Origin of the sequence: Chitinophaga sancti (assembly GCF_034087045.1) — a bacterium.
Taxonomy (GTDB): domain Bacteria; phylum Bacteroidota; class Bacteroidia; order Chitinophagales; family Chitinophagaceae; genus Chitinophaga; species Chitinophaga sancti_B.
The window spans coordinates 1,392,995-1,415,190 of sequence record NZ_CP139247.1 but is presented as its reverse complement, the minus strand read 5'-3'; the positions used below and the strand labels follow the sequence as shown (position 1 = coordinate 1,415,190).

Annotated in this window: 20 protein-coding genes; 9 read left to right on the top strand and 11 right to left on the bottom strand. The window is 43.7% G+C overall.

Going from position 1 to position 22,196, the window contains the following annotated elements:
- The first annotated feature begins 42 nt into the window (after positions 1 to 42).
- The 3 genes from gldE (at position 43) to SIO70_RS05920 (ending at position 2,697) form a co-directional block, all read left to right on the top strand.
- Entirely contained in the window at positions 43 to 1,404 is a 1,362-nt protein-coding gene (gene gldE / locus SIO70_RS05930) for a gliding motility-associated protein GldE (protein WP_320580038.1), read from the top strand.
- Positions 1,405 to 1,422: 18 nt separating this feature from the next.
- Positions 1,423 to 2,058 (top strand): gliding motility lipoprotein GldD, encoded by a 636-nt coding sequence (gldD, locus tag SIO70_RS05925; protein WP_320580037.1) that lies wholly within the window; start codon positions 1,423 to 1,425, stop codon positions 2,056 to 2,058.
- Positions 2,059 to 2,121: 63 nt separating this feature from the next.
- Positions 2,122 to 2,697 carry a DUF3109 family protein gene (locus tag SIO70_RS05920; RefSeq protein WP_320580036.1) on the top strand — a complete coding sequence of 192 codons (576 nt, stop codon included), beginning with the start codon at positions 2,122 to 2,124 and terminating at the stop codon, positions 2,695 to 2,697.
- Here the strand turns inward: SIO70_RS05920 and SIO70_RS05915 are convergent.
- Complete coding sequence (locus tag SIO70_RS05915; protein ID WP_320580035.1) at positions 2,694 to 2,828, bottom strand: hypothetical protein; 135 nt, start codon at positions 2,826 to 2,828, stop codon at positions 2,694 to 2,696. The genes SIO70_RS05920 and SIO70_RS05915 overlap by 4 nt on opposite strands.
- On the opposite strand from SIO70_RS05915, the gene SIO70_RS05910 reads away from it, so the two are divergent.
- A complete protein-coding gene (locus tag SIO70_RS05910; protein ID WP_320580034.1) occupies positions 2,823 to 4,199 on the top strand; it encodes a LutB/LldF family L-lactate oxidation iron-sulfur protein in 1,377 nt (458 codons plus the stop codon). The genes SIO70_RS05915 and SIO70_RS05910 overlap by 6 nt on opposite strands.
- A gap of 24 nt (positions 4,200 to 4,223) precedes the next feature.
- Positions 4,224 to 4,433, top strand: a complete 210-nt coding sequence (locus SIO70_RS05905; RefSeq protein WP_320580033.1) for a YqaE/Pmp3 family membrane protein — start codon at positions 4,224 to 4,226, stop codon at positions 4,431 to 4,433.
- On the opposite strand, the gene SIO70_RS05900 is transcribed toward SIO70_RS05905, so the two are convergent.
- From SIO70_RS05900 to SIO70_RS05870, 7 genes are all read right to left on the bottom strand, one after another.
- A complete protein-coding gene (locus SIO70_RS05900) occupies positions 4,427 to 5,683 on the bottom strand; it encodes a TonB family protein (RefSeq protein WP_320580032.1) in 1,257 nt (418 codons plus the stop codon). The genes SIO70_RS05905 and SIO70_RS05900 overlap by 7 nt on opposite strands.
- Positions 5,658 to 6,254, bottom strand: coding sequence for a sigma-70 family RNA polymerase sigma factor (locus SIO70_RS05895; RefSeq protein ID WP_320580031.1), 597 nt, complete (start codon positions 6,252 to 6,254; stop codon positions 5,658 to 5,660). The genes SIO70_RS05900 and SIO70_RS05895 overlap by 26 nt, the downstream gene beginning before the upstream one ends.
- 77 nt (positions 6,255 to 6,331) lie before the next feature.
- Positions 6,332 to 7,846, bottom strand: coding sequence for a bifunctional phosphoribosylaminoimidazolecarboxamide formyltransferase/IMP cyclohydrolase (gene purH / locus SIO70_RS05890; protein WP_320580030.1), 1,515 nt, complete (start codon positions 7,844 to 7,846; stop codon positions 6,332 to 6,334).
- A gap of 11 nt (positions 7,847 to 7,857) precedes the next feature.
- Positions 7,858 to 9,798: a ComEC/Rec2 family competence protein gene (locus SIO70_RS05885; protein WP_320580029.1), complete on the bottom strand. Its 1,941-nt coding sequence runs from the start codon at positions 9,796 to 9,798 to the stop codon at positions 7,858 to 7,860.
- Positions 9,799 to 10,270: 472 nt separating this feature from the next.
- The gene (carB, locus tag SIO70_RS05880; RefSeq protein WP_320580028.1) at positions 10,271 to 13,087 is read right to left on the bottom strand and encodes a carbamoyl-phosphate synthase large subunit; all 2,817 of its coding nucleotides are present in this window, start codon (positions 13,085 to 13,087) and stop codon (positions 10,271 to 10,273) included.
- Between the two features lie 575 nt (positions 13,088 to 13,662).
- On the bottom strand, positions 13,663 to 14,820 hold the full coding sequence (locus SIO70_RS05875) for an MFS transporter (RefSeq protein ID WP_320580027.1): 1,158 nt from the start codon (positions 14,818 to 14,820) through the stop codon (positions 13,663 to 13,665).
- 14 nt (positions 14,821 to 14,834) lie between these two features.
- Complete coding sequence (locus tag SIO70_RS05870) at positions 14,835 to 15,581, bottom strand: DeoR/GlpR family DNA-binding transcription regulator (RefSeq protein ID WP_320580026.1); 747 nt, start codon at positions 15,579 to 15,581, stop codon at positions 14,835 to 14,837.
- 94 nt (positions 15,582 to 15,675) lie between these two features.
- On the opposite strand from SIO70_RS05870, the gene SIO70_RS05865 reads away from it, so the two are divergent.
- Entirely contained in the window at positions 15,676 to 16,197 is a 522-nt protein-coding gene (locus SIO70_RS05865; RefSeq protein WP_320580025.1) for a 5' nucleotidase, NT5C type, read from the top strand.
- Here SIO70_RS05865 and SIO70_RS05860 read toward each other — a convergent pair.
- Together SIO70_RS05860 and SIO70_RS05855 are read right to left on the bottom strand one after the other, a co-directional pair.
- Positions 16,192 to 16,668, bottom strand: a complete 477-nt coding sequence (locus SIO70_RS05860; RefSeq protein ID WP_320580024.1) for a hypothetical protein — start codon at positions 16,666 to 16,668, stop codon at positions 16,192 to 16,194. The two genes, SIO70_RS05865 and SIO70_RS05860, sit on opposite strands and share 6 nt — an antisense overlap.
- A 177-nt stretch (positions 16,669 to 16,845) precedes the next feature.
- On the bottom strand, positions 16,846 to 17,469 hold the full coding sequence (locus SIO70_RS05855) for a helix-turn-helix transcriptional regulator (RefSeq protein ID WP_320580023.1): 624 nt from the start codon (positions 17,467 to 17,469) through the stop codon (positions 16,846 to 16,848).
- Between the two features lie 372 nt (positions 17,470 to 17,841).
- Here SIO70_RS05855 and SIO70_RS05850 point away from each other — a divergent pair, with 372 nt between their 5' ends.
- The 3 genes from SIO70_RS05850 (at position 17,842) to SIO70_RS05840 (ending at position 21,283) form a co-directional block, all read left to right on the top strand.
- Complete coding sequence (locus tag SIO70_RS05850; RefSeq protein ID WP_320580022.1) at positions 17,842 to 18,135, top strand: hypothetical protein; 294 nt, start codon at positions 17,842 to 17,844, stop codon at positions 18,133 to 18,135.
- A 227-nt stretch (positions 18,136 to 18,362) separates the two neighbouring features.
- Positions 18,363 to 20,276 (top strand): acetate--CoA ligase, encoded by a 1,914-nt coding sequence (gene acs, locus SIO70_RS05845; RefSeq protein ID WP_320580021.1) that lies wholly within the window; start codon positions 18,363 to 18,365, stop codon positions 20,274 to 20,276.
- 71 nt (positions 20,277 to 20,347) lie between these two features.
- Positions 20,348 to 21,283 (top strand): alpha/beta hydrolase, encoded by a 936-nt coding sequence (locus tag SIO70_RS05840; protein WP_320580020.1) that lies wholly within the window; start codon positions 20,348 to 20,350, stop codon positions 21,281 to 21,283.
- 194 nt (positions 21,284 to 21,477) lie between these two features.
- On the opposite strand, the gene SIO70_RS05835 is transcribed toward SIO70_RS05840, so the two are convergent.
- On the bottom strand, positions 21,478 to 22,065 hold the full coding sequence (locus SIO70_RS05835; RefSeq protein WP_320580019.1) for a L,D-transpeptidase: 588 nt from the start codon (positions 22,063 to 22,065) through the stop codon (positions 21,478 to 21,480).
- Positions 22,066 to 22,196: the final 131 nt, after the last annotated feature.

The following is a 22,196-nucleotide window of genomic DNA, read 5'->3' as shown; positions in this document are numbered from 1 at the left end:
GCTTTGCAGTGTAATGCTGGTTTTTAATTCCTTAACGAAAAGTTGAACAATTTGTACACCTATCCGGCAAGCATTATTTCTGGTAAGCTCACCCTGTTACAAGCCTCGGCGCCAATTGCCACGCCAAACGTGGTGATTTATCTGCTTGTAATCTTCATACTCTTACTCCTGGCTTTCATCGTCTCCGGCGCAGAAGTAGCCTTCTTCTCCCTGAATTACAAGGACCTGAACGCTCTGAAAACCAGACAAAATACCAGTGGAAAACTCATTACCAAACTCCTGGAAAAGCCCCGCTCCCTGCTGGCATCTCTCCAGATAGCAGGTATACTTCTTTCCCTGGCATTCATCATGGTGACCAGCTACCTCATCACCCAGATGGAAGACCTGCAGACCCTGCCTGTCGTTTCCTTCGTGGTGCGCATAGCCATCATTATCTTTGTACTCCTCTTCTTTGGCCAGGTACTCCCCAGGGTATGGGCCGCACAAAACAACATTCGCTTTGCTACCTACTTTGCCTGGTTTGTAAGCATTATTCATGCTACCCTCGAACCAGTGAGCGACTTCTATGTTAGCATGAGCGAAAGCATCGAAGCCCGCTTCTTTCACCGTGGTAGCGGCGCTGTAAACTACCAGGAAATAGACGAAGCCATCGAAATGAGTGTGGACCCGACTGCCTCACAGGAAGAAAAAAACATCCTGAAAGGTATCCTGAAGTTTGGCAATATCACCGTAAAACAAATCATGCATACCCGCCTGGATGTGCACGGTGTAGAATACGATGCCCCTTTTGATGTGGTTGTTAAGCATGTAGCTGACCTCCACTATTCCCGCCTGCCTGTTTACAAAGGCAATCTGGACAATATTGTTGGCGTTATTCACACCAAAGACCTGCTCCCACATCTCGACAAGGGCAATACTTTTGACTGGCACACCGTGATGCGCCAGCCATTCTTCGTTCACGGCCACAAGCTGATCGAAGACCTGCTATCTGAATTCCAGACCAGGAGAATGCACTTTGCTGTAGTGGTAGACGAATTTGGTGGTACCTCCGGTATCGTAACCCTGGAAGATATTGTGGAAGAAGTGATCGGAGATATCAAAGATGAATTTGACGAAGAAGAGTTCAACTATTCCAAAGTTGACAACTATACCTACGTGTTCGAGGGCAAAACCATGCTCAACGACGTTTGCCGTATCATGAACATCCCTCCGGATACCTTCGAAACAGTAAAGGGTGAAAGCGACTCCATCGGAGGCCTGATCCTTGAACTGGCTGGTAAATTCCCGGAAGAAAACAGCGTGATCACCTATGGAGACTATGACTTTACCGTACTGGAAAAGAGCAAGATGCGCATCCAGAAAGTACAGGTAAGCGTAAGGCAAAACGTGGAAGAAGAAGAATAATATCACAACATAGAAGCAATGAACTGTAAGAGAAAAAGAAGCCTTTCAACTGTTACCGCCCGGCTGAAGGGCTGTTTCATGCTGTTATTACTGCCGTTGCTGTATACTGCCTGTGACCAAACATATACCCCAAAACCAAGAGGGTACTTCCAGATCAATTTTCCTAAAAGAGAATATCGCGTTTTTGACCAACCCGGATATCCATATACATTCGAATATCCCGTTTACGCCAATATCGTCAAGGATAGCCTCTTCTTTGGACAAAAAACTGAAAATCCCTATTGGATAAATGTAGAGTTTCCTTCCCTCAATGGGAAAATATACATGAGCTACAAAGAAATCGGGAAAGGGGAAAACGACTTCCAGAAACTTGTCAATGATGCCTTTAAGATGACTTATAAGCATACTTATAAGGCAGAATACATTGAAGAAAAGAACATCGGTAACCCAGCCAACCACATTTATGGTCTCTTCTACGAAGTGGGAGGTAACGCAGCTTCTGCCAAACAGTTCTATATGACAGATTCCGTAAAACACTTTCTGCGTGGCGCCCTTTATTTCGACGCTGCACCAAATGCCGACTCCCTCGCTCCAGTGCACAAATTCCTACAGGAAGATATGCTTCACCTGGTGGAAACACTGAAATGGCGTTAGACTCCGAACCGAACCATGTAAAAGCAACCGGATTGTTGTAATTTTGCGGTCATTATCCTGCCAATGATCATCATAGACGATAAATATATCAGTGACGAAATAGTGGAAGAAAAGTTCGTATGCAACCTCGGGGCCTGCAAAGGAGCCTGCTGCGTAGCCGGGGACTGTGGAGCTCCACTGGACAAAGACGAAGTTAAGATCCTGAAGAAGGTCTATCCAAAAATCAAGTCTTACCTGCGCCCGGAAGGGATCGCCGAAATAGAAAAAACCGGGACCAATACTATTGATGATGAATATGGGTATGTAACCCCTATCGTGGATGGTGGTATCTGTGCCTACGCCAGCATCGATGAATATGGCGTAGTAGGTTGCGGTATAGAAAAAGCATACAAAGACGGCGTCGTAGATTATAAAAAGCCGATCTCCTGCCACCTCTACCCTATCCGGGTCACTAAATACGAATCTTTTGAAGCGGTCAACTACGATCGTTGGGACATATGTAAACCAGCATGCAAGAATGGCAAAAGCCTGAAAGTACCGGTGTACCGCTTCCTCCAGGAAGCTATCATCCGCAAATACGGAGAAGAATTTTACGCCGTGCTGGATAAAATAGCGACAAAAAAATACCGCGCAGATTAAGGCTGACGGCCTGTGGTATTATCCATCGGTAATTCCCTATCTTTACCAAACAGTTGTCTAAATACACCACCATACCGGAAAACGGTATGGCTTTTGTCATTCGCAATCAGCAATTCTAACAAAGTATGCATCAGAATGCCTCCACATTCCTGGACAAGAGCGAGAAGAAAGCGACAGACCTCGGTCATCGCCAGACAATCAATTATAATATAGGCAAGTATAATACAGCTGTAAAAGCCGGAAAAAATCAGTTCGCCGATCTGATGACTGCTCGCGAACGCGCCAAAAATATCAAGTGGCGAGCGATTGAACAACTGGACAAACACCTCGAAGAGTTTGAATCCAATCTGACCCGTCGTGGTGGAAAAGTGATCTGGGCGGAAAATGCGGAGCAGGTACTGGAAGAAATACTTAACATTTGCAAAGCCAGGAATTGCAAAAGCATCGTAAAGAGCAAATCAATGGCGACAGAAGAAGTTCATTTGAACAGCTTCCTGGCCGATCATAATATTGAGTGTGTAGAAACAGACCTGGGAGAATATATCCAACAGCTGGATGGTGAGCCGCCTTACCACATTGTAACGCCCGCTATGCACAAAAGTAAGGAAGATGTAGCCCGTCTGTTCGAAGAAAAACTGGGCACGCCTCCTAACCTCACTCCCCAGGAGCTGACCATGGTAGCCCGTGAAAAACTACGTCAGAAATACCTGGATGCAGAAATCGGCATCACGGGTGCAAACTTCATAATTGCAGATATCGGTGGTATCGCCGTAACTGAAAATGAAGGAAACGCACGTCTGAGCACCGCCTTTCCTAAAACACATATCGTACTGGTGGGCATCGAAAAGATGATCCCATCTATCAATGACCTGGCACTCTTCTGGCCATTGCTGGCTACCTATGGTACCGGTCAGCAGGTAACTGTATATAACTCCATCTTTACCGGTCCCCGTCAGGAAGGAGAAATAGATGGCCCTGAAGAAATGTATGTGATCCTGATGGATAATGGCCGTACTAATTTACTTGCGGATACCGATGCCAGAGAAGCACTGTATTGTATTCGCTGCGGTTCCTGCCTGAATGCCTGCCCTGTTTATAAAAACATTGGTGGTCATACCTATGGCACAACCTATAGTGGTCCAATCGGTTCTGTCATTACCCCTCACCTGAAGGGCGTTGAAAATTATATGCACCTGAGCTATGCTTCATCCCTTTGCGGAAACTGTACTGAAGTATGCCCGGTACGCATCAACCTCCATGAATTACTACTCCACAACCGACATAAAGCAGTAGAAGAAAACTATACTTCCGGTGCTGAAAAGATATCCTGGTTTGGCTGGAAACAAGTCAGTCTAAGCCGGCGCATGATGAACCTTGCCAGTGGAAATATGAAGAACTTCTTCATGAAAAGGTTCTTTACCCAAGCATGGGGAGAAGACAGGGAATTGCCTGTATTTACGCCTAAATCCTTCAACCAGATGTGGAAAGACCGCAAAAAGTAGTAAATTCCAATAAAAGACCACAACATGACGCTGATAGCAATATTGTTACCTTGGCTATCATTTTTGCTGAGAGGTAAGCTTCTTTCCGGCATATTATGCCTGATACTCCAATGCACAATACTGGGGTGGATTCCTGCTGCAATTTGGGCAGTCGTATCATTAAACGATAGTCGCGCAGATAGAAGAAACAGGAAACTGATTAAGGCGATAAAACAGAACAAAGCCAGCTATTGATGCGCTTCCGGGGTAAAATTCACATCAACTTTTACTTTTACAGCTTTTCCATTTGCTGCTGGTAGCCAGGCCGGTCCGGCTTTGATTAAGCGGATAGCTTCCTGATCACATTCAGTCTGAAGCTTTTTCAGCACCCTGAAATCAGTCAGCGAACCATCAGGTTGTACGTAGAATTGTACCCTGACTCTTCCTCTTACAGTAAGACCTGCAGGATATTGTACATTTTTAGTGAGATATATTTCGTACTTCTCAAATCCACCCATGGGAGAAGGATCATTATTGCCTGAATTACCGATTACGGTTGTAGTATCTGTAGTTCGTTTCAGTTGTATTCTTACAAACGGCTCTCTGCCTGAATAATTCAGGCTCTTACTTTCATATCCGGGAGCATAGGCAGTAAACAGTTGATTACCTCCCAATTTCTTACTCATTTTCGCGGCCGGGAGAGAGAAATATCCTTCCTGGTCTGTAGTTACACCATAAATTCCGGTAGTAACGGTTACACCGGCAATACCACTGTCTCCTTTCCAATTAAGGACCCTTCCTTTAATGAGGTTTTGATCATAAGTAGAAAACCTGGATATCTGGTTCATTGCCATCGCCGCAGTAGCTGATGATTTATACTCATCAGCTTCACGATAATTCTGACTGGCCAATTCATCAACAGTATCTTTAGCAACTGTAATAGAAGGAGTCAAAGCTGGTGCTGGTGCCAATGTGACCTCTGCCTGCGGCTGCGGTGCTGGCTTTGGTACATTTAGAGGAGTTGCCAATGGAGTAGTTACTGCCGGTGTCTGAAAACTTTTATTAGTCCCCTGTTCATTCTTAAACATCGTTGCACTTTCCGGCACCTGTACCATCGCTGGTACCTCAGCCGGAATAATGGTATCCGCCTTAATAGCCACCTTCGCTATTTCAGTTTTATTACCTGCAGGCCATAACCAGATAATGCTGGACCCAACTACAAAACACACCGACGCTGCAGCTACCCAACGCAGATACATTGGAATCACCCTCCTATTAGCAGGCGCCTGTACCCTTTGCTCCAGCCGTTTGCTCAGGTCAGCCAAATTCATACGCTGATCCGGAGCTTGCTGTTCAAAGCCCTCCAGTGCTTCTGCCAGGAATGGATCATCCAAAGCCTGCCGCTCCAGGGCATGCATAGCCTTGTGATCCAACTCTCCAGCCAGATAACGGCGTATCAACTCAGGATCTGCCACAGGTTTAATATGATTGTTTTGCTGCTGCATTATGTTGTTCCATACAATTTTTCAGATTGCGCTTCCCATTCTGAATATAGCTTTTCACCTTTTTCATTTCATATCCTGTCAGATCGGCTACTTCTTTGTAACTCTTTTCCTTCAGGTAAAAAAGATCGACACTACGCTTCTGTTCTTCCGGTAAGGTCTCCATACACCTTTCCATCTCCTGGAGATTTGTCTCCAGTACCGTACCGCCATCATGATGTGTAAACTGCTCGTTTTCCATAACAGGGAGCACATCAAGAGAGATCTCACGGCTTTCTTTATTCTTCATCGCCCGCAGTTTCATCAGACAATGATTGCGGGTCAGGACATGTAGCCAGCTTTTAAAGTTCTGTATCTCATACTGTTGCACTTTCACGATGAGTTCTTCAAAAATCTGCATCACAACATCCTTACTGGCCTCTTCATCAAAATAACGCAAACAGACCCCATATACCAGGTTCATGTAACGCTGGTATAGGGTAGCGAGATCTTCAAGCTTGCCGGATTTTTTGTATATCCGGATCAGCTGTGCATCGTCCGCCCCGTTGTCACTATTGTGATGTATAAATGCCATAGCCGATAACAAATATAAAAAATAAGCACCGGCATAACCGGTGCTTACAAAATATTATTCTTTCTGTTTAGAAAGGCTTAGTGTCTGAAATGACGCATACCGGTCATAACCATCACCATATCATTTTCTTTACAGTAAGTAATTGAGTCGTTGTCACGAACAGATCCCCCTGGCTGAATGATAGATACGATACCTTCAGCATGAGCGATACGTACGCAATCATCGAATGGGAAGAATGCATCAGACGCCATAGCTGACCCTCTCAGATCGAAATTGAATTGCTTTGCTTTTTCAATAGCATGGCGCAGCGCATCGATACGGGAAGTCTGACCACAACCTTTACCAATCAGCTGCTGATTTTTCACCAGTGCGATAGCGTTAGATTTCAGGTGTTTACATACGATGTTAGCAAAGGTAAGGTCTGCTTTCTCTTCCGGTGTTGCAGGTTTAGCACCTACATCATTCCAGTCCTGGAAGTTACCTTTATCATTTCCCTGCAGCAGTACGCCGTTCAGTACATTCTTATATACATTCGGAGCTACAACAGGTGCTTTCTGTTCTAATAAGATGCGGTTCTTCTTTGCCTGCAGCACTTCCAATGCATCAGGTGCAAAACCCGGAGCAATCAGGATTTCGAAAAAGATCTCACTGATAGACTCAGCAGTCGCTTTATCTACAATAGCATTACAAACCAGTACGCCACCAAATGCACTTTCCTTATCACCAGCCAGCGCAGCGTCCCAAGCTTCTTTCAGGGTAGAGCGACTAGCGATACCGCATACGTTGGTATGCTTAATGACAGCAAAAGTGATGTCTTTAAATTCCTGAATCAGCTGGCAGGCCGCATCTACGTCTACCAGGTTATTGTAAGACAGTTCTTTACCATGTAGCTTGTTGAAGATTTCAGACAAGTCACCATAGAATACACCCTTCTGGTGAGGATTTTCTCCATAACGCATGATCTGACCCAGAGGCGCAGATACCTGAAAATAAGCACCTGGCTCATTGTTCAGGAAGTACTGTGAAATTGCTACATCGTAGTTAGCACATACTTCAAATGCCTTCGCAGCAAAAGCACGACGATCTTCCAGTGAAGTAGCGCCATTGTTGTCAGTCAGTACTTTTTCCAGATCAGCATACTGGTCTTTGGAAGCAACGATCACTACATCTTTGTAGTTCTTACCGGCAGCTCTGATCAGAGATACACCACCGATATCGATCTTCTCGATGATAGTTTGTTCTTCCTTTGTACTTTTTACAGTCTCTTCGAACGGATACAGATCCACGATTACCAGATCCAGTTCAGGAATCTCGTATTGTGCAAGCTGTTCCAGATCCTGTGGATTATCCCGACGAGCAAGAATACCACCAAATACTTTAGGATGCAATGTTTTTACACGGCCTCCCAGGATGGAAGGATAAGCTGTCAGATTTTCTACAGCCACACAGGAAACACCTAAGTCTTCAATAAACTTTTGTGTACCACCGGTAGAATAGATGGTTACACCCTGTTCACCCAATTTTTTAACGATGTTCTCCAGGTTGTCTTTATAGAAAACGGAGATCAGTGCTGATTTTATTTGCTTTTGCATGTATGGAAACATTAGAAATTTACAACATAGGCTCCCTGGTCCGGAACCGAAAGGAAGCGCAAAGTTAGCGTGTAACATTCACTTTTCCATTTCTCTATCCTGCTGCGTGAACTGGATGCGTCAAAAATATAGCAGCCCACATCGTAAAACCCCTGCAAATCTTTGATTGCCACACGTGGATTATGTGACAGTAAAAGATAATCTGTCTTGAATTTTTTTGTAGGTCTTCCACCTGGCAGTGCGCTGTCTACTATTACCACGCGCTTATTTCCACAACAAATAAAATGCCCTAGCTGTTCAAACCCTGCTAACCTTCCTGTATCAGCTTCGTAAAAATCCCTTGCTGCCCGCAGCATATCAGCAGATATGCTATCATCTCCTGCGAACTGAACTACATGCCCCTGGATAAAGTCAACGCCCGTATGGCGTGGCTGATTGTACACAATCATGATCCGCTGTTGTTGCCGTTGTAACTTTCCTGGCAGTACAATCAGACTCCACAGACAAAGAGCGCCCATCATGTAAACAATCCCTTTCCTGCCTGCTAAGTATGCAACAATACAAACATACAATGCCACGACTCCATACACTGATAAATGCAACCCTGAAATTAATGCACCCGGCAAATGTCCTATCCATGCAACAATATTATTCATCGTTATCAACAACCATCGCAGACAGGCGCCCAGCCAATGAGTCTGCACACACAATAACATTATTTCACCATAAAGGATTAAAGTAGACAAGGGTACCGCCAGTAGATTCGCTGGCAGAAAATATAATGGAAACTGTCCAAAGAGATAAAGGCACAAAGGGAAAGTAATAGCTTGTGCAGCGATAGCGATTGTGATGGCTTCCCTTAGTTTTCGCCACCAATAAGATTTACTATCGAATGGCTTATTCAATAACAGGATGCCCAACACCGCCAGGTAAGACAATTGAAACCCTACATCTTTTATCAGCGAAGGATCATAACATAACAACAGGAATGCAGAAAGCGCAAGCTGATTATAAGTAGAAGATTCACGGTCTAAAAAGAACTTCCCGATAGTCACTACAGTCAGCATCACAGCAGCTCTCAATACCGAAGCAGAAGCACCTGTAAGCAAAGTAAAACCCCATACCACCACGATGATCAGCACTCCTTTCAGTGAAGGTATGGGCAACCATTGCAAGCTCCAGATCAGACAACCGTATATCAATGCCAGATGCATACCTGAAATAGCAATGATATGTACAATGCCCGTTTGCACATAATCATTCACCATTTCTCTATCTAAACCAAATCGGTACCCTATTAGCAAAGCCGCTGCCAGACCAGCTTCCCGGCCACCTATATAATGGTTGATGATTTGCAGGCAACTATTACGGCAACGCAACAAGATACTTTTAGGTTGCGAAATATGCCGCCAGTGGCCTGTTTGCAGGTGTACCTGCTGATAAATATATCGTGTCGCACAGTATTCACGATAATTGAAGGAACCAGGATTACCATTGAAAGAAATGAGTTGTACGGGCCCGTTGAACAATAACCGGTCTCCTTCCTGAATAGCCATAACAGCGCTATCCGGAGGAAAATAAATCAGTAACTGTTCTCTGGTCTGTAGTTCAACTACAGTTCTATATCCATATAGGCTATTTTGTACAGGGGCTGCTATCGTACCAACTAACACCTCATCAGGCGCGGCTTTGATCAGATGATGTTTATATTTTTCTTTTGCATCTACCAGCATACATCCCATGCATACAAGTAATAATTGTAGGATAATTCCTCTGTACACATCCAGTTTAAACTTTACCCATAGCGGCAAATAACCGATTCCCACATGAAGCATTAAAAGAAAAAGTATGGCTGGAAGAACATACAACAATGGTAATGGCCAGATGATTCCCAACATAAATGGAATCACAACCCGCAAAAAAGGAGCGGTTTTCAGGATGTAAACAAACATGACTTTGTATTGGTTAACAAAATGGAATACGGCAATTTACTTCACCAATCTCAGGAGTAAAAATTTGATACCTGGGAAGTCATCATGATAAGTTAATAAGATGAAAATATTCACGCCTTTAAAAGATGTTTTACACATATTAATAATTAAATATTTATTATATTATTAAAAATCAAATAAATAAGAATTATCACTATTTTCATCTGTTATTGATTAGTTAACATCTTTTTAATATTTAATATTTATAGTAAACTGCATTACCGGTCACGCTATTTATGTAAGTAAATAGTCGTGTCTTTAATGGTTATTTTGAGGGAAAAGAAAGAGCCTGATCTTCATCAGGCTCTGATTTTTTATATATCCCCTGCATTAAAACTTCACTTTATCCAATGCATTAAATATGCAGTAATAGCATAAAAAAGGGATGCATCTTATTGAGATACACCCCTTTTCAAAAATATGCTGTTACAAGTTATTTGCTCAGATACATGCTCTTCTCCTTGTACAAGGTTCTGAAATATGGATCACGCAGGTCTTTAATAAAGCGGATCGCTTCACCTGTTGATTTCATTTCAGGGCCTAATTCCTTGTTCACACCTGGGAACTTATTGAAAGAGAACACAGGCTCCTTAATTGCAAAACCGTCCAGTTTCTTCTCGATGGTGAAATCGGTCAGTTTATTCTTACCCAGCATCACTTTGGTTGCTATATTCAGGTAAGGTACCTGATAAGCTTTAGCGATGAATGGTGTAGTACGCGATGCACGTGGATTAGCTTCGATCACAAACACCTGACCATTCTTGATGGCAAACTGAATGTTGATCAATCCACGGATATCAAGTGCCCTTGCAATCTTCTCAGCGTAATACTCCATTGTTGTTACTTCCATTGGAGACAGGTTGAACGCTGGCAGTACCGCGTTACTGTCGCCACTGTGAATACCTGCAGGCTCGATGTGCTCCATTACACCCATTACATGGAAGTTTTCGCCATCAAAGATACCGTCGATCTCTGCCTCCTGACAACGATCCAGGAAGTGGTCAATCAGAATTTTGTTACCTGGTAAGTGTTTCAGCAGGCTCAGTACAGAGCTTTCCAGTTCTTCTTCGTTAATTACGATACGCATACGCTGACCGCCCAATACATATGAAGGACGAACCAGTACCGGATAACCAACTTCTTTCGCTACTTCAATCGCATCATCCGTATTGTAGGCAGTGCCATACTTAGGATAAGGAATGTTCAGTTCTTTCAGCAGGTCGGAGAAACGGCCACGGTCTTCGGCAATATCCATGTTGTCAAAGGATGTACCAATGATGCGAATTCCTTTTTCTTCCAGTTTTTTAGCCAGTTTCAGCGCAGTCTGTCCACCCAGCTGTACAATCACCCCTTCAGGTTTTTCCAGTTCGATAATCTCCCACAGATGCTCCCAGAATACTGGTTCGAAGTACAGCTTGTTCGCCATATCGAAGTCAGTAGATACTGTTTCAGGGTTACAGTTTACCATGATAGCATCGTAACCGCATTCCTGAATCGCCTGCAGACCATGCGTACAGCAGTAGTCAAATTCGATACCCTGACCGATACGGTTAGGACCCGAACCCAGTACGATTACTTTCTTCTTTTCAGAAGGCTGGCTTTCGTTTACAGAATCAAATGTGGAATAGAAATAAGGAGTTTTTGCTTCAAATTCCGCAGAACAGGTATCTACCATTTTGTAAGTACGGGTGATGCCCAGTTCCTTACGTTTTGCGTATACCTCTTCTTCTTCACAATTACCCAGCAGGTTTACCAGCTGTGCATCGGAGAAGCCCATACGTTTTGCTTCACGCAGCATATCAACCGGTATTGTATCCAGATCATGCTCCATCAGTTGTTTTTCCAGGGTCACGATATCATTGATCTGGTGCAGGAACCATTTGTCAATATAGGTAAGCTGGTGCAGGTGCTTTACAGATACACCTTCCATCAGGGCATCCTTGATACGGAAAATCCTGTCCCAGGTAGGTGTCTTCATTCTTTCCAGCAATTGCTCGCTCTTCATCTGGGATTTACCATAGTAACCCAGGCCCAGTGCATCGTTCTCCAGACTCTGACAAGCCTTCTGCAAAGCCTCAGGGAAAGTACGGCCAATTGCCATTACCTCACCTACTGACTTCATCTGCAGACCCAGTGTCTGATCAGCACCTTTAAATTTATCGAAGTTCCAGCGTGGCATCTTTACGATTACGTAGTCCAGTGCCGGTTCGAAGAAAGCCGAAGTGGTTCTGGTGATCTGGTTCTCCAGTTCATCCAGTGTATAACCGATTGCCAGTTTAGCAGCAATCTTTGCAATTGGATAACCAGTTGCTTTGGAAGCCAGTGCAGAAGAGCGGCTCACACGAGGATTGATCTCGATAGCGATGATCTCTTCAGTAGCAGGATTCAGAGAGAACTGTACGTTACAACCACCAGCAAAGTTGCCGAGGTCACGCATCATCTCCATCGCCTTGTTACGCATCAGCTGGTAAGCAGTGTCACTCAGCGTCATAGCAGGTGCCACAGTAATGGAATCACCTGTATGGATCCCCATTGGATCCAGGTTTTCCACTGTACAGATAATCACTACATTGTCTTTGGAATCACGCAGCAGTTCCAGTTCGAACTCCTTCCAACCCAGTACGGCTTTCTCTACCAGTACTTCGTGGATCGGAGATGCCTGAAGACCACGCTGCAAAGCTTCGTCCAGATCATCTTTGGTATGCACAAAACCACCACCGGTACCACCCAGGGTGAAGGAAGGACGGATTACAAGCGGGAAACCGATTTCCTGTGCGAATTCTTTACCTTCCAGGAAGGAGTTTGCTGTTTTTGCAGGCGCTACTGGTACCCCCAGCTGGATCATCCACTGGCGGAACTGTTCACGGTCTTCTGCTTTGTCGATAGCTTTGATATCCACCCCAATCAGGCGAACATTGTATTTTTCCCAGATACCCAGTTCATCTACCTCCTTACAAAGGTTCAGGGCGGTCTGACCACCCATGGTAGGTAACACAGCGTCTATCTGCTGCTCTTCCAGTATCTGTTCTATACTCTCTACAGTTAGGGGTAGTAAGTATACCCTATCGGCCATCATAGGGTCAGTCATGATAGTGGCCGGATTGGAATTTATCAGGATCACTTTGATACCTTCCTCACGCAGAGAACGTGCTGCCTGAGAACCGGAGTAGTCAAATTCACATGCCTGACCAATAATAATAGGACCAGAACCAATAATAAGAACAGATTTGATAGAAGAGTCTTTAGGCATTTGCGTATTTCATTGAAAAATTAAAACCTGGCTGATTTTCTTCTCATTCACCCGACAAAAAAATCGTGCAAAATTAAGGGTTATAAATTTTATTGCCACAATAAACTTTGAAACACGATTGAATCTATCACCTGAAACCCAATAACGGTCTGCAATTTCCTTAATGAATAATATTTAAACATATATAAATTTGCAGTGCCACAATACCAGATATCCAATGGATATATATATTGTTTTTAAATAATCTGTTAAATACCAGCAGATTACTGTTTGGATAGCCTACCAATTATCATCCACACACAAAATAACACCATTGTCCATTGTATGTTTGCACATGTAATTATTTCTTAACACCCAATTATTATTCTTACTGAGCATACAAAATCAGATCCAGATGCACCAATCATCTGCATGAAGGTGGCCTATGGCTTGGGCAGGAAATTCACAATCAGGCAAATAATAATAACTATAAAACAGGGAAGGCACCTGCTTTTACACAAGTGCCTTCCCCTAAATAATAATAATGTTTTTTCTTTTTGTAAGAGCTAACGCATATCCATTCCTGGATATGCTTCTTAATTTTTGACACGGTTACTCATCACTGCAATGGATAAACCCATCAGAGCAATAAGAAAGAAAGACGCCCTCAAACTAATGATCTGGGCAACTAACCCAATCAAAACCGGACCAAACAGAAATCCGAGATAACCAATCGTAGAAACCGCCGCCAGGGCCATTCCCGGAGTCATAGTATTACTCCGCCCTGCTGCACTATATACCAGTGGAACAACTGAAGATACCCCTGCGCCGACCATCAGAAACCCAATAATAGCAGTAGTAAAATAAGGGAATACAACTGCCAGCAACAGCCCGCCGGCAATAAGTCCGCCACTCAATTGTAATACCCGCTTTACCCCAAAACGCAACTTCAGATAATCTGCGAGGAAGCGGAAAGACGCCATCGTACTCATAAAGGCGTTAGTACCTACTACCGCAATATTAACATGAATCACTTTTCTGAAATATACCCCACTCCAGTCAAACATAGCTCCCTCGCAAATCATAGAGGCAAAAGCAATAATGCCAAGGATCATCAGGAACTTGTCAGGTAATACAAATAGCGGCTGCTTTTCTTCACGCTCACCGGCTTTGTCATCATGCCTTACCACATGATTGATATTCACCATAAGGATGATAAATACAATCACCATACTCACCAGAAAATGCTGATAGGGCAATATATGCCACTTCTGCATTCCCCACGCCAGCAGAGAACCTGCCAACCCACCAGAACTCCACAATCCATGAAAGGAAGCCATCACAGATCTGCCATACATTTTTTCTACAAATACCGCCTGTGTGTTCACTGCAATATTAGCAATGTTGCCACAAAACCCAAACACTACCAACAATGTAAAGAGTATCCAGGTCTCCCCTGCCAGACCAAGGGTCGGCAAAATCAAACCATACAAAGATCCAAACACCAGCAGAATCTGCCTGCTGCCATACTTACCAACCAGCGCACCAGCTGCCGGCATAGACAAAAGGGAACCTATCGGCAAAGCCAATAACAATCCACCTAACTGCCCTTCAGAAAGATGTAACTTTTGTTGAATGTCCGGAATACGGGTAGCCCAACTGAAAAAGCAAAATCCCGTCAGAAAAAATAGTGCGCTCACTGCTATGCGCGCCTGCCGCCGCTGCGGAAGGCCTGCTGTCAATTCCTGAAACATATAGATAATTAAAATCAGATCACGTTAATACCCAGCTCTCTGTAAGGTCCTGCCATGGCTAATCCTGCCTCGTCGGTTATAATCGTATCCATCTCTCTTATATCACATACTTTATATGGTTCCGCTGTTCCCATCTTATCGCTCGTGGCCAGAGCAATCACTTTGTTTGCAGACTGTACCATCACATTTTTTACGGTGGCTTCATCCAGATGAGGCCCCGTCACACCCACTTCTGTATGCAAACTGCATACGCCCATGAAACAGATATCAGCACGTAGCTTCTCTATCATACGAATCGTTTCAATCCCCGCCGTTACCTGCGAACTCTTGAAAATACGCCCCCCGGTAAGAATAACGTCTACCCCCGGATGTTCCATCAATTGCATGGCAATGGGAATACTGGGAGTAACAACTGTCAGCTGTAATGCAGGAGGGAATAATTTGACGAGTGCATAAGTGGTAGTACCACCATCCATTATAATAGTCTGGCCATTGTGCAAAAATGAGAGTGCTTTGTCAGCTATCGCTCTTTTGTCATCTTCGTGAATAGAGATTCTTTCTGTAAAATTAAACGGATTGGGAGAATGAGGAATGGCCCCTCCCCTTACTTTGATTAACAAACCATTTTGCGCCAGGGCTTCCAGATCACGACGCACGGTATCTTCTGACACATTTAAGTCATTACTCAACTCCGTATGCAACACTTTATGATCTGCCTGTAACTTTCTGAGGATGTACTCAAAACGTTCCTCTTTCAGCATGTTCTTGCAATTTTCTGCAATATTAAGTAAAAACATGCAATATTTTGCGGTGTATTTTGTGTTATTTGCATAAATTTGCAACAAATCGCAAAATATGGCAAGAATAGCTATAGACATGGATGGAGTTATGGCAGATACCTGCCAGCAATACATCGACTGGTACGCAGCACGCTACGGTGAAACAATTGACAGAAATTCCCTCTTGGGCTTACCGGAAACGGAAGGTTTTCCTGCAGGCAAAGACGTGATCAGAGGATTTCTGTATGAACCAGGGTTTTTCAGGAACAAGCCAGTCCTCAAGGACTGCCAGGAGGTAGTCAAAGCATTATTTGACAAACACGATGTATTCATCGTATCTGCAGCCATGGAGTTTCCACAATCACTCGTTGAAAAGTTGGATTGGTTACAGGAGCATTTTCCATTTATTGGGTGGGAACGTATCGTTTTCTGTGGATCCAAGACCATTGTACATGCTGATTACATGATCGATGATCACGTGAAAAATCTACAATATTTCAAAGGCGAACCGTTGATGTTTACAGCACCTCACAATGTCAATATTTCTGGCTACAAACGTGTAAACACCTGGGAAGAAATAGGTCAGTTACTATTATAGATCTATCCCTGCTTTATTATTTACACTGTTATAAGGATAGTAGTTCGGATCTGGAGCCAGCCCTTTGCGCACAGGTAAAAACAACATTTCATTTACCCTGTGCTCAAAGGCTTCCGGACCAGTGATCAACTCATGAGACAGAGGTTCCCACAGCATATCCACTGCCGGCGAGGTAGCACCTCCGGCTACCAGCTCAGATACATATAAGCCTTTCAGATCTTCCAGTAACTGATCTCTGAAAGCAGGCCACCATACATCGAGTTGCAAAGCCTCTTCCTGCACCATCAGGTATAAAGCGTCAGGCAATAGCAGGTAATCATCAACCCTGATCAGACTATTCTCCTGATCTCGGTTAAGTCTGCGGGCCAGCACATCGCAATATCTCTTTTGCGTAAGAATACCAGATGCCCCCTTTAAGTGCATGACGATATACCACATAGGCACATCGAATGCACCAGGCAAATAATTCATATCAGTGACATTTATTTTAAAATCCTGAAATCGGGATTAGCAAAATGTAATTTATCGCAAAATAATAGTACAATAAAATACGCTCGATGATGGAATTAAGAAAATGGCTCTCTATTTAATACAGAATAGGCTTTTTCAAAATAGGTCTTCTGATAGGTTGATAAACACTGGTTCATTTTAGCCCTTTTTGGATCGGGCTTGTTTACGTAATTGTAAATTTTCCTTCTTGAGCTGCTCGAGTGCTTCTTTGGTTGAAGAATGGGTTTTCAATAATAAATTGTGCTCTTCCAGCAACTTGTAATATTTTTCTCTTAAAGCGAGCATTTCATCATTATCAGCAACCCGCGTATCATCCAATGATCCGGGATGAAGGAAACCGGTTGAACTTATTTCAAGTGCCCTGGATACCTTGTCCAGTTCTTCACTTCCGAATAGTTCTTTATCAAAGAGATTATACATGGTTCGCCTCGACATTCCCAGCCGCTTGGCTAACCTTGTTTTATTCAATCCCCGTTCGCTGATAAGTTCCATCAATCTGTGACCATGATGTAATATTGAGGAAGCAGGTGGCTTTTCGCCGTTGATGACAGAAACGCTGTTCCATTCATAGAATTCTTCCGGCGAGATACTGATGATCTCACAGAACTTTTCTAATGTACTTCGCTTCATATCGCTTTTCCGTAAATGGTAATGGGCTATTTGGTTCGTGAAACCGGCCATATCAGCAAAGTCAACAATCTTAACCTTTTTCTGTTTTAAGATTTGCTTCAGGCGCTGGCCCATATGGATTAACCTGGACATGTATGCTTGATTTTACTAACTGTTTATCGCTTTTATGTGCAATTCATACAATATAATAATAATTTCCATTTCATTTTCCTAATTGGTCTTTCATATAGACAATATAGTTACATCATAATTAGGGGGAAAAAGTGACAAACTCCGTTCTAAATCAAGCAGTCTCCCATCAAATTCGGGGTAAAATGTTGACATTTATAAGCTATATAAATTTATAATAACAAGTCTTTTAATAATTTATAAAATTTGTGTGCATATTTTACGCCATTTATAATTTTATAAATACATTTGTTAACACGTGCACGTCTTTTACACTAATGACATCACTATCAACAAGTTGCAACCAATTGTCCCAAGGTATAAAACCAAAACAAAATGTCAAAATCAAAAGGCACTGAAGCAGTCAACCTTATGCAGGACTTGCACACCAAAATGATCAACTTGCCACTTACATTCCGCGAACGCGTTTGCATCGAATGTAGCTGGAGCGTTCCAACCTTCTATCGCAAAATGCGCCCGTCCACCAAAACGGTCAATGGAGAGAAAGAACAGGTCAATCCTTTACTCAGTAATGCAGAAAAGGAGAAGATCATTTCAGTATCAGACGAAGTGTACAAGGAATTCTGGGATTACTGCGACAAGTATCGCAAAAAGACTGGAAAGCACTAATTGCGCATTCCTTTTCCTGTAGTTTTGGCCTCCTGCCCGGAGGGTATTCACTACCTCTACCAAAAGGTCGTAGTGAAAGGCATATCAGTTATTCCCCTTTTTTACGTTAATATTTGCTTATAAACAATTAATCACTACCACCGTATTCCCCAATTTCATTAAATTTAAGCTGCACATATTACGCGCACGTTATTACTTATTGACCAACACAAAAACTGATTGCAGCCATGGCTTATCCTTACCAGATTAGAAGCTTAGAAGAGTATCAACAGCAGTATCAGCAGAGCGTCATGGACCCCGAGGGATTTTGGGCGAATGTAGCTGATCATTTTTATTGGCGCCGCAAATGGGATAAAGTCCTGGAATGGAACTTCAAAGAACCAGATGTAAAATGGTTCGTCGGTGGCAAGCTTAATATCACTGAAAATTGTATTGACCGCCACCTTGGCACATTAGGCAACACACCCGCCATCATTTGGGAACCAAATGATCCGGAAGAACGTCACCGCGTTATTACTTACAGAGACCTGTATAACAAAGTTTGCCAGTTCGCAAACGTTCTGAAAAATAATGGTGTTAAGAAAGGTGATCGTGTATGCATCTACATGGGTATGATTCCGGAACTGGCTATTGCCGTATTGGCATGCGCCCGTATCGGGGCCATTCACTCCGTGGTATTTGGTGGATTCAGCGCACAATCTATCGCCGATAGAATTCAGGACGCCCAGGCCAGCCTCGTTATTACATGCGATGGCGCCTTCCGTGGTAATAAAGATATTCCCCTGAAATCTGTAATCGACGATGCTCTCATAGCCTGCCCTTCCGTCAGGAAAGTTATCGTATGTACCCGTACCCGTACACCTGTAAGTATGATCAAAGGCCGCGACCTCTGGTGGGAAGATGAAATCAAACAGGTAGAAACCATGGGTAACCCTCCCTGCCCTGCCGAAGAAATGGATGCGGAAGACATGCTCTTCATTCTCTATACTTCCGGCTCTACCGGCAAGCCAAAAGGTGTCGTACATACCACCGCCGGCTATATGGTTTACGCTAACTACACATTCGTTAATACCTTCCAGTACCAGCCAGGTGAAGTATACTTCTGTACTGCAGACGTAGGCTGGATCACCGGGCATAGCTATATAATCTATGGTCCGCTCAGCGCAGGTGCTACCACCGTGATGTTCGAAGGAGTGCCTACATGGCCTGATGCCGGTCGCCTATGGTCTATCACCGACAAATTCCGTGTCAATACTCTTTACACCGCGCCTACTGCCATCCGCAGCCTCATGGGCTATGGCCTGGGACCAGTAAACCACAAAGACCTGAGCTCCCTGAAAAAACTGGGCAGCGTAGGTGAACCGATCAATGAAGAAGCATGGCATTGGTTCAAGGACAATATCGGTAAAGGACGTTGTCCAATAGTAGATACCTGGTGGCAGACTGAAACCGGTGGTATTATGATCACGCCAATCGCTGGCATCACAGCAGAAAAACCCGGTTACGCCACTCTCCCACTGCCAGGTGTTCAACCTATCCTCGTTGATGAACGAGGCCAGGAAATTACCGGCAACAATGTGAATGGTAACCTCTGTATAAAATTCCCATGGCCAGGCATGCTCCGTACTACTTACGGCGATCATGAACGCTGCCGTACCACTTACTTCGCTACCTACGACAATCTCTACTTCACCGGCGATGGTTGTCTCCGCGATGAAGATGGATATTATCGCATCACCGGCCGGGTGGACGATGTATTGAATGTTAGCGGACACCGTATCGGTACCGCAGAAGTCGAAAACGCTATCAACATGCACGCAGGCGTAGTAGAAAGCGCAGTGGTAGGATATCCGCACGATATCAAAGGACAAGGTATCTATGCCTTCGTCATTGCAGAAAAAATGGTGCATGATCCTGAACTCACAAAGAAAGACATTCTGCAAACTGTATCCCGCATCATTGGCCCTATTGCCAAACCAGATAAAATCCAGTTTGTAAGTGGATTACCTAAAACCAGATCAGGAAAAATCATGCGCCGTATTCTCCGCAAGATCGCTGAAGGTGAAATGGAGAACCTGGGCGATACCTCCACCCTACTGGATCCGAACGTAGTCGATGAAATCAAAAGAGGAAAGCAATAATACACCCAGCAATGCTTCTGCCAGTGGCAGAAGCATTGTTTTAAAGAAAAAATTCCTATACCTTGTTCCCCATGAAGCTGCTTAAACGTACCCTGATTATTCTCTTCATCACGCTCAATATTGTCGCTGCCTTTCATGCTTATAAATTCACTCATTTCTATGCACCTGGTACATCAGACAACCGTAAGCCAGAGCAGATGAATGCTATCGGAAAACTAAAAATCATCTTCTTTGGTGTACGCATATCTAAAACCGTTGCTAAAACTCATCCTGATACTGCTTACATTCCCGTCAGCCTGCCTACATCCAATGGCCTGCACCTCTCCTGCTGGTATATCCCTGTACCCAACTCCAAAGGCACGGTATTATTATTTCATGGTTACGGTGGCAACAAAGGTCCTTGCCTTTCAGAAGCTGCCTGGTTTCGCCATTTAGGATATAGTACTTTCCTCACAGACTTCAGAGGTCATGGTAATAGCGAAGGCAATACCTGCACGGTAGGATACAAAGAAGCAGATGATGTAAAAGCTGCTTATGAATATATCAGCAATCAGAATAACAAACCGATCATCCTATGGGGAGCGAGTATGGGAGCCGCAGCCATTATGAGAGCTGTACCCACTTATCACCTGCAGCCCCAAAAGCTGATTCTGGAATGTCCCTTCGCAACCCTTACCGATGCTGTGAAAAGTCGTATGCGCGCAGTCAATTTACCAGAAACACCACTCTCCCAATTGCTGGCAATTTGGGGCGGTTTAGAACAGGGATTTTGGGGACCGGGATACCAACCTGCAAAAGCGGGAGAAAAGCTGAAAATGCCCGTATTACTTTGCTGGGGTGAGCATGATATTAGAGTGACCAGGCAGGAAACGAATTCCGTTTTCAAACACCTGGGCAGTTCACAAAAACAACTGGTCGTATTTACCGGATCTGGTCATCAATCTTTTTGCAGACATGAAGGCCCTAAATGGAAAAATGCAGTCACTACTTTCCTGACCAAAAAATAAAAAAGCATGCTTCACCCGAATGAAGCATGCCTTCACAAGACCAATACCCGTCTTTATGTTAATTCATGACACCAGCCACAGAACGTTGCTAATGTCACTACGATGCTTAACCTAAAGCTTGTAAGATCTTCTAATGTTTATATTGTATAACAATACAAATTTAATATCTCTTACTGCAATCTAACATGCAGCTCTCATTTTCTGATCACCACCGGTGTACCCACTTTGATCACTTCGTACAACTCACTCACATCACTATTCTTCATACTAATACAACCCAGCGTCCAGTTAATACGTTGCTCTACATAGTTGTCGCGAATGCCGGAATTCCACTCTACGCCATGAATGCCAATGCCACCACCCGGTGTCGCCACCGAAGGCAGATATCCTTCAGTTTGCAAACGATGAAAACGCTCCATAGACGCTTCATTCGGATAGTCCAGCAGCATGAACCGGTTCCATAACTTATCGAGTCTTTTGCTCTGAATATGAAATGTCCCTTCCGGCGTCAACCGGTCACCTTCTTTGCACTTATCAGACTGATCATTATTACCAAATACTACCTTGTAGATTTTGCGAAGTGTCACATCCTCATATAAGTAAAGCCTATAGTCACTTTTGTCTATCAGCAGAAAGATCTTGTCAGGGTCTATATTCCCCGGATTCACTTTCACTGAATAAAGATAACTGTCATTGTCAATGTTAGTATTAATTGTGGTTTTAAATCCCGATACTGGCACATACAGTAATACCAATAATAGTAACAGGCAATAGCGATTCATTTTCACAGGGTATTTAGCTGGTTACTTAACGTTGAGCGTCAACTCTTTATTGCAACGGGTTAAAAAAATTGACGTCGCAAAGGTAAATAAAAAACCCTCCGGCACCACACAAGGCACCAGAGGGTTGATAT

Excerpts from the sequence above, each read along its gene's own strand:
- SIO70_RS05915 (WP_320580035.1), bottom strand. The coding sequence starts at position 2,828 with ATGCATACTTTGTTAGAATTGCTGATTGCGAATGACAAAAGCCATACC.
- SIO70_RS05865 (WP_320580025.1), top strand. The coding sequence starts at position 15,676 with ATGGCAAGAATAGCTATAGACATGGATGGAGTTATGGCAGATACCTGC.
- SIO70_RS05900 (WP_320580032.1), bottom strand. The coding sequence starts at position 5,683 with ATGCAGCAGCAAAACAATCATATTAAACCTGTGGCAGATCCTGAGTTG.
- SIO70_RS05920 (WP_320580036.1), top strand. The coding sequence starts at position 2,122 with ATGATCATCATAGACGATAAATATATCAGTGACGAAATAGTGGAAGAA.
- carB (WP_320580028.1), bottom strand. The coding sequence starts at position 13,087 with ATGCCTAAAGACTCTTCTATCAAATCTGTTCTTATTATTGGTTCTGGT.
- acs (WP_320580021.1), top strand. The coding sequence starts at position 18,363 with ATGGCTTATCCTTACCAGATTAGAAGCTTAGAAGAGTATCAACAGCAG.
- purH (WP_320580030.1), bottom strand. The coding sequence starts at position 7,846 with ATGCAAAAGCAAATAAAATCAGCACTGATCTCCGTTTTCTATAAAGAC.
- SIO70_RS05885 (WP_320580029.1), bottom strand. The coding sequence starts at position 9,798 with ATGTTTGTTTACATCCTGAAAACCGCTCCTTTTTTGCGGGTTGTGATT.
- SIO70_RS05910 (WP_320580034.1), top strand. The coding sequence starts at position 2,823 with ATGCATCAGAATGCCTCCACATTCCTGGACAAGAGCGAGAAGAAAGCG.
- SIO70_RS05835 (WP_320580019.1), bottom strand. The coding sequence starts at position 22,065 with ATGAATCGCTATTGCCTGTTACTATTATTGGTATTACTGTATGTGCCA.
- SIO70_RS05870 (WP_320580026.1), bottom strand. The coding sequence starts at position 15,581 with ATGCTGAAAGAGGAACGTTTTGAGTACATCCTCAGAAAGTTACAGGCA.
- SIO70_RS05850 (WP_320580022.1), top strand. The coding sequence starts at position 17,842 with ATGTCAAAATCAAAAGGCACTGAAGCAGTCAACCTTATGCAGGACTTG.
- SIO70_RS05840 (WP_320580020.1), top strand. The coding sequence starts at position 20,348 with ATGAAGCTGCTTAAACGTACCCTGATTATTCTCTTCATCACGCTCAAT.
- SIO70_RS05875 (WP_320580027.1), bottom strand. The coding sequence starts at position 14,820 with ATGTTTCAGGAATTGACAGCAGGCCTTCCGCAGCGGCGGCAGGCGCGC.
- SIO70_RS05860 (WP_320580024.1), bottom strand. The coding sequence starts at position 16,668 with ATGAATTATTTGCCTGGTGCATTCGATGTGCCTATGTGGTATATCGTC.
- SIO70_RS05905 (WP_320580033.1), top strand. The coding sequence starts at position 4,224 with ATGACGCTGATAGCAATATTGTTACCTTGGCTATCATTTTTGCTGAGA.
- SIO70_RS05895 (WP_320580031.1), bottom strand. The coding sequence starts at position 6,254 with ATGGCATTTATACATCACAATAGTGACAACGGGGCGGACGATGCACAG.
- SIO70_RS05855 (WP_320580023.1), bottom strand. The coding sequence starts at position 17,469 with ATGTCCAGGTTAATCCATATGGGCCAGCGCCTGAAGCAAATCTTAAAA.
- gldD (WP_320580037.1), top strand. The coding sequence starts at position 1,423 with ATGAACTGTAAGAGAAAAAGAAGCCTTTCAACTGTTACCGCCCGGCTG.